This is a genomic window from Nostoc sp. CALU 546 (genome assembly GCF_048836525.1).
This window is the reverse complement of sequence record NZ_JAWJTF010000044.1, coordinates 57,928-66,460: the sequence shown is the minus strand read 5'-3', so window position 1 is coordinate 66,460 and position 8,533 is coordinate 57,928. Positions and strand designations below refer to the sequence as shown.

Below are 8,533 nucleotides of genomic sequence, written 5' to 3'. Positions count from 1 at the left end.
TTGGGTGGACGTGTGTATGCACACGCGTGTAGTGCAAAGGGGAGGAAACGATTTCTTTTTCCCCCCTTGACAAGCTACGGTGTACACACAAGTCCTAAAAACCTAGCTTGATAAGACTTTCCTCGTTCCCAGTCTCCGACTGGGAATGCATTCATTGAGTCTCTGACTCAATGCCAGCCAGATCGGAGGCAGAGCCTCCACGAGGAGCATTCCCATGTAGAACATGGGAACGAGATAAAAACGAGGTAAACGAGATAAACAAGAGAAGAATGGAAAATCAAGCTTTTTTCGACTTGTGTGTACACCGTAGCCTTGACAGGGGGTAATTCGACTTGTATGTACACCGTAGCCTTTTTAAGGGGGGTTAGGGGGGATCTAAAAGTGCCTAAAGTCACAGCGTAAACACTTTTCAAACAGCCTCTTATATCCCGCCGCTATAGTTGATACTGCAATTTAGCAGCGAGAAATGTTACACCTTCTCATCTAAGATAGTTCCTTCTGTATTGGCTCCCTCCAAATTTGCTCCGTTCAAATTTGTCTGGTTCAAATCTGCTTGAGTGAGATTGGCCTGAGATAAATCGGCTACAGTTAAGTCTGCACCACTCAAATCTGCTCCATCTAGATTCGCCGCTATCAAGCTTGCTTCCTGCAAATCCGCCTCACTCAAGTTAGTGTCAATCAGTTTAGCAACCGTCAAATCAGCCTGACTCAAATTAGCTCCTTCCATTGCTGCTCCATCCAAGATAGCTCCATCCAAGATGGCTCCGCTCAAGTTGCTACTACTGAGGTCAGCATTACTCAAATCTGCTCCATTTAAGTCTGCCTCAATCAAACTGGCGTGGGCTAAATTAGCGTGACTCAGATTAGCTCCATCTAAAATTGCTCTATCTAAAATTATGCCACTGAGATTAGCTTCCCTTAAGTTTGCCTCGCTCAAGTTGACACCAGTAAAATCTCTGACACCTGCGGCATAGTTTTTCAGGAGTTGATCTGCATTCATATCTCTCGCTGTGCTAAGGAACGTTTGATTAAGGCTATTCAGACAGGCACTAAATCCACAGTACGCGCCACCGAGGATTGGTGTAGTGATATCAAGCCAGAGTGAATGTCGAATACCTAATACCTAGGTTAGCCATCTTCAACTACTCGCGCTACTACCTAGAGTTGTGAGTTTTTTTCATACTTGGGAGGGATGTTGAGAGATTTAAAAACTTGAGCATTAGTGCAAAATTAGTACAAAGCGATCGCTATACTCAATTGTGGTGTTTGTCCGGCAGAGATTATGGTAAAACCAATTCGTATTCTTTTGCAGACTACGATTTCTACGACTGAAGATGACTGGAGCATTTTTCGTTTTTCGATGTTACAAGATTACTTAGCATCGATTAAAGACGAAGCTGGCAACTCCTTATTTGAAGTTACGGGGCGTGATTACGAATCAAATGGAGTGGATGGTGACCCAGTTTTAAGTAGTCTATTAAAAAAGAGCCACGCGCCTTAGAGGATATTAAAACCTATGTGCGTAACGTCGCTTTTTGGCTAGCAAATTGATTAATTAGTCATTGGTCATTGGTTATTGGGTCAACCGTAAGTCCACCGCGATACGTAGTATTTTCATCAGTATCGCGGCGGATAGTTCACGTTTCTCCGCCAACCACTACATCTCGAATTCGGAGACTAGGGCCACCACAGCCCACTGATAAACCGTTTTGCCCTCCCTTGCCACAACCGCCGGATTCATCCCAGTAAAAATCATCACCAAGTGCCTCAATATCCGCTAATGTTTGGAATACATTTCCTGAAAGCGTCACATCCCGCACAGGTTCAGCAATTTTGCCGTTCCTAATCATCCACGCTTCCCCAGCGCTGAAGGTGAACATTTCTCCATTTGTCATCCCACCCAACCAATTACGGGCATACACTCCTTCTTTGATATCGGTGAATAAGTCTTTGACTGGGGTTTTACCCCGTTCAATCCAGGTATTTGTCATCCGCACAATGGGAGTAAAGTGATAGTTGAGACAACGTGCGTTCCCCGTGGGTGCTTCCTCCAATTTGCCAGCGGTTTCACGAGAATGTAAACGTCCAACTAAAACTCCATCTTTAATTAGTTGAGTTGTAGTAGCAGGTGTACCTTCATCGTCATAAAAATAGCTGCCGCGATGTCCCTCTGGGGCCGCACCATCAAAAATTTGGAGTTCGTCAGGGCCAAACCGCCGTCCAATGGTCATAACTTCCAGAAGATCGGGGTTTTCGTAAGCCATATCGGCCTCAGAAAGATGTCCGAAGGCTTCGTGGACAAATAAACCCGTGAGAATCGGGTCAATGACTACGGTGTAAGTATTGCCTTTCACCGATGGTAGAGATAAAGCGGCGATCGCTCTTTGAGCCGCACCTTTTACCTGTTCATCCAAATCAGTTAAATCTTCGTAAGCTTTGCGAGAGCCAGTAGTTTCCCGTCCAGTTTGTACGGTTTCGCCATTTCTGGCGGTGGCAGCAAAGCGCATTTCCATATCCACCCAAGATTGCTCGATCAAAGTGCCTTCTGAGGTCGCTATGATCACTTTTTGGGCGCTGTCACCGTAACGCACCGAGGTAGTGGTAATCCGGTGATCAACGCTTTTGAGCAATTGGGCATAGCGATCGCACAATTGTTTTTTCTTCGAGAGGGGGATTTTGCGGGGATCAGTGCCTTTTAGGGGGAGAACGCATACTGCTTGCACCGGGTCAATGGGTGCAAGTAAAGTTTCTTCATCACCAACCATCCGCGCAGCTGCGATCGCTTCTTCAATACGATCCTTAATTGTCGCCAGTTGGTTAAAGCAGCTCAAACCCCATCCACCTTTATAACAAGCGCGAATATGTCCACCAATGGAGATGCCTTCACTGAGAGTTTCTACCTTGTCGCCACGCAACAAGATATCAGTCCCTTCTGCTTCTTCAAGGCGAATCATCAGATAATCTACACGCTGTGAGTAGCGGGCGATCAGGTCAGAAAGTAAATTTTGGGCGTCAGCAAGTGTAGTCGGCATTTCCAGGTAGTAACAATGACGAACTGCATTTATTTTGCAATTATTTGAGGAATTTCTACTAATTATATTGAGGGGATTAGGGACTGGGGATTGGAGACTGGGGACTGGGGGACTAAATTCTTCCTAATCCCCATGCCCAATGCCCAATCCCCAATGCCCAATCCCCAATCCCCAATCCCCAATCCCACCCATAACCCTCCGAACTATTAGTACTTCCTTTTTTACGGTGGGTAAGAATTGAATGATGTGCTAAGGTAATCAAGTGAGAATAAAATTCGGTTACAGTGTTTGTTTTTAGTATTGACAGGCTTTTCCCTTTTGGTCTTAACAAGCTTGTCTCCGAAATCTAAATCTCTACACACCTATGATTTTGGAGATAACGCATGTCAATTTATGTAGGTAATCTATCCTACGAGGTCACACAAGAAGACCTCAATTCTGTTTTTGCCGAACACGGTACTGTAAAGCGTGTTCAGTTGCCTACTGACCGTGAAACAGGTCGTCCACGTGGCTTTGCTTTCGTAGAGATGGGCACAGAAGCCGAAGAAACCGCTGCCATTGATGCTCTTGATGGTGCTGAGTGGATGGGACGTGACCTTAAAGTGAATAAGGCTAAACCAAAAGAAGATAGAGGCGGTTCCTTTGGTGGTGGAAACCGAGGCAACAGTGGTGGTGGCGGCGGATATAACAGAAATCGCTACTAAACTTTAAGATCAAAAATTAAGTTTTAACGTCTTAAGGGCAGAATTATTATCTGCCCTTTTTGCGCTCCGGTCTACTGGATAGCGTGAAGGAGGTAGGAGGTAGAAGGCAGTCCCGATGAAACGAGTTTCAAAAGCCTTGGATGAAAAAGGGATTGGAGATTAATATTTTTACTCAGCACTCAGCACGGGCTAAACGCCCCGCTAACAGAACTCAGAACTTAGCACTTTCAACTCAGGAGGCAGGAGACAAGAGGTAAAAGTGCCTAGTATCAATTAAGTAGGAGATAAAAATGACCCAAGTATTTGTGGGCGAAAATGAAGGAATTGAGTCAGCCTTGCGTCGATTTAAGAGGGAAGTTTCCAAAGCTGGTATTTTTCCAGATATGAGAAAGAATCGTCACTTTGAAACGCCTTTGGAAAAACACAAGCGCAAGGAAGTCGCAAGGCACAAACAACGCAAGAGAAATTTCCGTCGGAATTGACAATTAGCCATATTTACACTGACGCACTTCTCATTTAGATTCTTAATTATCCAAGAGGCGATCGCCATACTCCAGATAAGAATCTAAAGAGTATTTTTCTGTTTCGGTCACATGGGCAGAGTAATAATAAACTTTGTCCCCTCACCGGGAATTGACAAGCAGTTGACTTGTCCATTGTGTTTCTCAACAATAATTTGATGGCTAATAGCTAATCCTAGCCCGGTTCCCTTACCCACAGCCTTAGTTGTGAAAGATTGCTCAAAAATTCTAGCTTGCACCTCGGCAAGCATACCGGGGCCGTTATCTTGGATGCAAATTGTGACGGTTTGTTGCTGAGAATCAACTGATGTGGTAATGGTGATGGTGTTCGGATAAGCATTAATATTTTGATCGGAGTGATTTTGATCGAGTTCATCAAATGCATCAATAGCATTGGCGATGATATTCATGAACACCTGGTTCAGTTGTCCGGGATAGCAACTAATTGCAGGTAATTCACCGTATTGTGTTACAACTTGGATTTTAGGGCGATCGCCATTGCCTTTGAGTCGATGTTTCAACAGCATTAAGGTGCTATCGATTCCTTCGTGAATCTGAAACTCCACCTGAGATGAAATATCTGTGCGAGTAAAAGTTCTTAGAGAAAGGCTGATATCTTTAAGACGGGTAATTCCCTGGCGCATTGATCCCAGTAGCTTTGGCAGATCCTCTGCTAGATATTCCAAGTCAATTTCTTCAACAAGCTCTTGAATTTCCGGATCTGGCTGCGCTAGCTTCTGCTGTTGGAGGCTCACCAGACGAAGCAAATTATTGACATATTCCTCAATATAAGATATATTTCCGCCAATAAAACCAACCGGATTATTAATCTCATGACCAATACCTGCAACCATCTGTCCGAGAGTAGACATTTTCTCACTCTGGATCATTTGTAATTGGGTTTGTTGTAACTGCTCTAGAGATTGAGTTAATTCTGCGGTGCGGTTTTGCACACGTTCTTCTAATGTCCGGGTGAGATGGGAAATTTTCAGGTGTAACTTTAAACGGGCAATAACTTCTTCCTGCTGAAAGGGTTTGGTAATGTAGTCAACTGCACCAATTTCCAATCCTGTCACCTTATCTGTAGAATCGGCCAGGGCAGTCATGAAAATCACCGGAATATTCTGAGTGATGGGATTGGTTTTCAGCCTGCGACAAGTTTCAAATCCATCAATACCAGCCATCATCACATCCAAGAGAATGAGATCGGGACAGGCATATTCTGTTTGTTCGATCGCTGACTCTCCATCTGTTGCCATGAGGGCTTTCCAGCCACACCCCTGAATTGCTTCAGATAGAACCTTGAGATTGTTGGGATTGTCATCCACCAACAAAATATGTATGGGTTTCGAGACAGAAACAGCGATCATGGATGTAACTCCGTTGTGACAAATGATTTGAGGAACTTACGAATTTTTCCAGTTTGGAAATTGGCAGTGAGTTTGTTTAACTCTGCCGCGAAGGGAGCTAGCTGACTGTTTTGCTCAACCATCTCTCCTAACATTCCCTCGATCGCTGAAATATCTCCCATCATTGCCAGATGATAGAGTTGTTGCAAAACATCCTGGGATGGTAGAACCCATTCAGCTTTGAGAGACGACTGCTGAGACGAAGATTTGCCATACATCCACTCCACTCCTAACAGCGATCGCAGTCTATTAAGTAGTTCGTCAACCTGGAGGGGTTTGGGTAAGAATGCTGTTGCCCCTGCCTCTAAACTCCGCTGGCGATTTTCTTCAAAGACACTGGCACTAGAGACGATAATGGGAATAGAGCGGGTTTGCGGATTTCCTTGCAAGTGAACCATTAGCTCAAAACCATCCATATTGGGCATGGCTAAATCAAGCAGAATCACATCTGGATTGTGTTCAGTTGCCATCTGTAGCCCATTTTTGCCATCGCTCGCTTCTAAGGTTCGACAGCCAATTTCTTGCAACAAACTGGTCAACATAGAACAGTGGTTGCGATCGTCATCAACAATGAGAATCTGGGGCGCACTACCCCGAATTCCGGTAATTTTCTGGGTAGTTGGGGCGATGGCTCCTCCATGCCAGTCATGAGTGAGTGGTACTGGTACTGTCAAATCTAGCCAAAATAAACTTCCTTCACCCAGGTGACTCTGCACCTGAATTCCGCTTCCCATCAATGCTGCAATTCTTTGGCTAATGGCCAGTCCCAAGCCAGTACCTTCAGATCGCTGCCCTGCTTTACCCACTTGCTCAAAGGGCAAAAAGATTTTTTCCAGTTGTTCTGGTGACATCCCAATACCCGTGTCTTCAATCTGAAAACGAATCTTGATTGTTGGGGATTGGTGATTGGGGATTGGTGAAAAATCACCCCTCTGCCCCTCTGCCCCTCTGCTCCTCTGCTCCCCAGTTCCCAGTCCCCAGTCCCCAGTCCCCAGCACCTCTACCTTGAACGTTACGCTACCGCTATCTGTAAATTTGATCGCGTTGCCCAGCAAGTTAATCAACACTTGCCGCAGGCGTTTTTCATCGACTTCAATGGCAAGTGGTAGGCGATCGCTAATTAATACGTTAAATCCAATTCCTTTCTGTTCAGCCCGGATACCACAAATCTCAGTTACACCATGTAAGAAATTGGGCAGATGCACACTGGTGACAACCAAATCCAATTTCCTCGCTTCTATCTTCGAGAGATCGAGAATGTCATTAATCAGCATTAGGAGGTGCGATCCGCATTGGTAGATGATGCTGACTCCTTCGAGGTTTTTAGCTGTCATATTTGGCGATCCTTCTAGTACTTGGGCAAAACCAAGGATGCCATTGAGAGGTGTACGTAGTTCGTGGCTCATGTTGGCGAGAAACTCACTCTTGGCCTGATTGGCAGCATCGGCAGCTTGTTTTGCCTCAACCAATTCATGAGTGCGTTCTTCGACTTTTGTCTCCAGGGTTTTGGAATAATCCAAGAGTTGACTGTTGGCAATTTCTAGTTGGCGATTTGTTTCTTCTAACTTCCGCTGTTTATAGGCATTTGTTGTAGCAATCACACTACTGATAAACGCAGCTAAGGCGGGTGTTACCGGAATTAAAACACCATGCAAAAACATCCCATAGCCACCCCATATACAGATTCCACTGATGCCTACAGTTGCCCAAAGAATTTTGCCACCGGGAATCCGCAGCTTGCTATTGGATAACAACCAACTACCAGTAGAACCAGCAAAAGACCACAAAACAATCCACAGCGACAGGAAAGTGCCAGAAACGCCATGTAAGCTGGCTTTTCCTGTTTTTGCCCCTCGTACTAGTTGATGAGCAATATTGGCATGAATAACGACCCCTGGAGTCGGTTTTTGAGCAGACATCCAGGAAGAGAAGGGTGTGCTGAAGAAATCATTGGTACTGGAGGCAATTGATCCGATAAATACCATGCGATCGCGCATCAAATTTGCTGGAATTTTCCCTGCTAACACATCGCGCATAGCAACTGTATGAAATGCTGCTTCTGAACCATGCCAGTTGAGCAGAATTTGATAGCCTCCTAAATCGGCATCGGTGTAACCTGCTTCTTGATTTTGCAATGGCAGGTAAATTTCCTTGCCCAACTGGAACTTTTGCTTTTGGGGGTCAATGCTTTCTAAGCTAATTCTTTCAGCTTCTAGATACTTGAGGGCTACAAGGGTTGCCAGTCCCGCTTTAATGGTGTTTTGCTCTTTGGCATCTTCAGCTGTCAGCAGGGCACGACGCACAAAGCGATCGCCATCCAAGACTAAATCTGCTAATCCTACCTGATCCTTTTTTTTCAATTCCGGTGGCGGATTGACTCGTTCACCAGTAATTTTCTCAACTCCGATTAAATTGGGAGTGGTGCGGAAGACTTGAACAAGTTGGTCATGTCCACTTCCTTCCGGTAAATCTCGATAGAGATCCAGTCCAATGGCGCGGGGTTTTTGCGATCGGATTTTTTCTAGTAATCGTGCTAGCGCCCAGTCTGGAATTGGCCATTTACGTACCGATTGGATATCGCGCTCATCAATTGTAACAATCACAATCTCATCAGCGTAGGCGTAGCCCGCCATAGGCATCGCCTGTGAAGAACGCTGACGAACCCATTCGTCGCGAATTTTCCATTCCGGTAAATTGAAAAGTCCCAACGATTGCCCAACCATAACCGTTAAAGCAACGCTGGGAGTAATAATCAAAACGCTACGAGTGCGTTGGACTAAAGCCTGGAATCTGCGCCACATATTTGTGCCATACAAGGGGGATGGGGATTGGGGACTGGGGACTGGGTGGAAGTAAGAAGAGGGGGA

Annotated in this window: 7 protein-coding genes; 3 read left to right on the top strand and 4 right to left on the bottom strand. The window is 45.3% G+C overall.

Annotated features, from left to right (window positions below):
* Positions 1-469: 469 nt before the first annotated feature.
* Complete coding sequence (locus RRG12_RS21330; protein WP_069073770.1) at positions 470-1,000, bottom strand: pentapeptide repeat-containing protein; 531 nt, start codon at positions 998-1,000, stop codon at positions 470-472.
* Positions 1,001-1,282: 282 nt separating this feature from the next.
* Here RRG12_RS21330 and RRG12_RS21325 point away from each other — a divergent pair, with 282 nt between their 5' ends.
* Entirely contained in the window at positions 1,283-1,501 is a 219-nt protein-coding gene (locus tag RRG12_RS21325) for a hypothetical protein (RefSeq protein ID WP_069073771.1), read from the top strand.
* Positions 1,502-1,637: 136 nt separating this feature from the next.
* Here the strand turns inward: RRG12_RS21325 and RRG12_RS21320 are convergent, their stop codons facing one another.
* The gene (locus RRG12_RS21320; RefSeq protein WP_420760652.1) at positions 1,638-3,032 is read right to left on the bottom strand and encodes a TldD/PmbA family protein; all 1,395 of its coding nucleotides are present in this window, start codon (positions 3,030-3,032) and stop codon (positions 1,638-1,640) included.
* 383 nt (positions 3,033-3,415) lie between these two features.
* Here RRG12_RS21320 and RRG12_RS21315 point away from each other — a divergent pair, with 383 nt between their 5' ends.
* Entirely contained in the window at positions 3,416-3,736 is a 321-nt protein-coding gene (locus RRG12_RS21315) for an RNA recognition motif domain-containing protein (RefSeq protein ID WP_069073773.1), read from the top strand.
* Between the two features lie 290 nt (positions 3,737-4,026).
* Complete coding sequence (rpsU, locus tag RRG12_RS21310; RefSeq protein ID WP_069073774.1) at positions 4,027-4,218, top strand: 30S ribosomal protein S21; 192 nt, start codon at positions 4,027-4,029, stop codon at positions 4,216-4,218.
* A 107-nt stretch (positions 4,219-4,325) separates the two neighbouring features.
* Here rpsU and RRG12_RS21305 read toward each other — a convergent pair whose 3' ends face one another.
* Both RRG12_RS21305 and RRG12_RS21300 read right to left on the bottom strand, forming a co-directional pair.
* Positions 4,326-5,627: a hybrid sensor histidine kinase/response regulator gene (locus RRG12_RS21305; protein WP_420760651.1), complete on the bottom strand. Its 1,302-nt coding sequence runs from the start codon at positions 5,625-5,627 to the stop codon at positions 4,326-4,328.
* On the bottom strand, positions 5,624-8,467 hold the full coding sequence (locus RRG12_RS21300) for a CHASE2 domain-containing protein (protein WP_420760650.1): 2,844 nt from the start codon (positions 8,465-8,467) through the stop codon (positions 5,624-5,626). The genes RRG12_RS21305 and RRG12_RS21300 overlap by 4 nt, the downstream gene beginning before the upstream one ends.
* Positions 8,468-8,533: the final 66 nt, after the last annotated feature.

Coding starts and splice junctions, on each gene's coding strand:
- RRG12_RS21315 (WP_069073773.1), top strand. CDS start 3,416: ATGTCAATTTATGTAGGTAATCTATCCTACGAGGTCACACAAGAAGAC.
- RRG12_RS21300 (WP_420760650.1), bottom strand. CDS start 8,467: ATGTGGCGCAGATTCCAGGCTTTAGTCCAACGCACTCGTAGCGTTTTG.
- RRG12_RS21320 (WP_420760652.1), bottom strand. CDS start 3,032: ATGCCGACTACACTTGCTGACGCCCAAAATTTACTTTCTGACCTGATC.
- RRG12_RS21330 (WP_069073770.1), bottom strand. CDS start 1,000: ATGAATGCAGATCAACTCCTGAAAAACTATGCCGCAGGTGTCAGAGAT.
- rpsU (WP_069073774.1), top strand. CDS start 4,027: ATGACCCAAGTATTTGTGGGCGAAAATGAAGGAATTGAGTCAGCCTTG.
- RRG12_RS21305 (WP_420760651.1), bottom strand. CDS start 5,627: ATGATCGCTGTTTCTGTCTCGAAACCCATACATATTTTGTTGGTGGAT.
- RRG12_RS21325 (WP_069073771.1), top strand. CDS start 1,283: ATGGTAAAACCAATTCGTATTCTTTTGCAGACTACGATTTCTACGACT.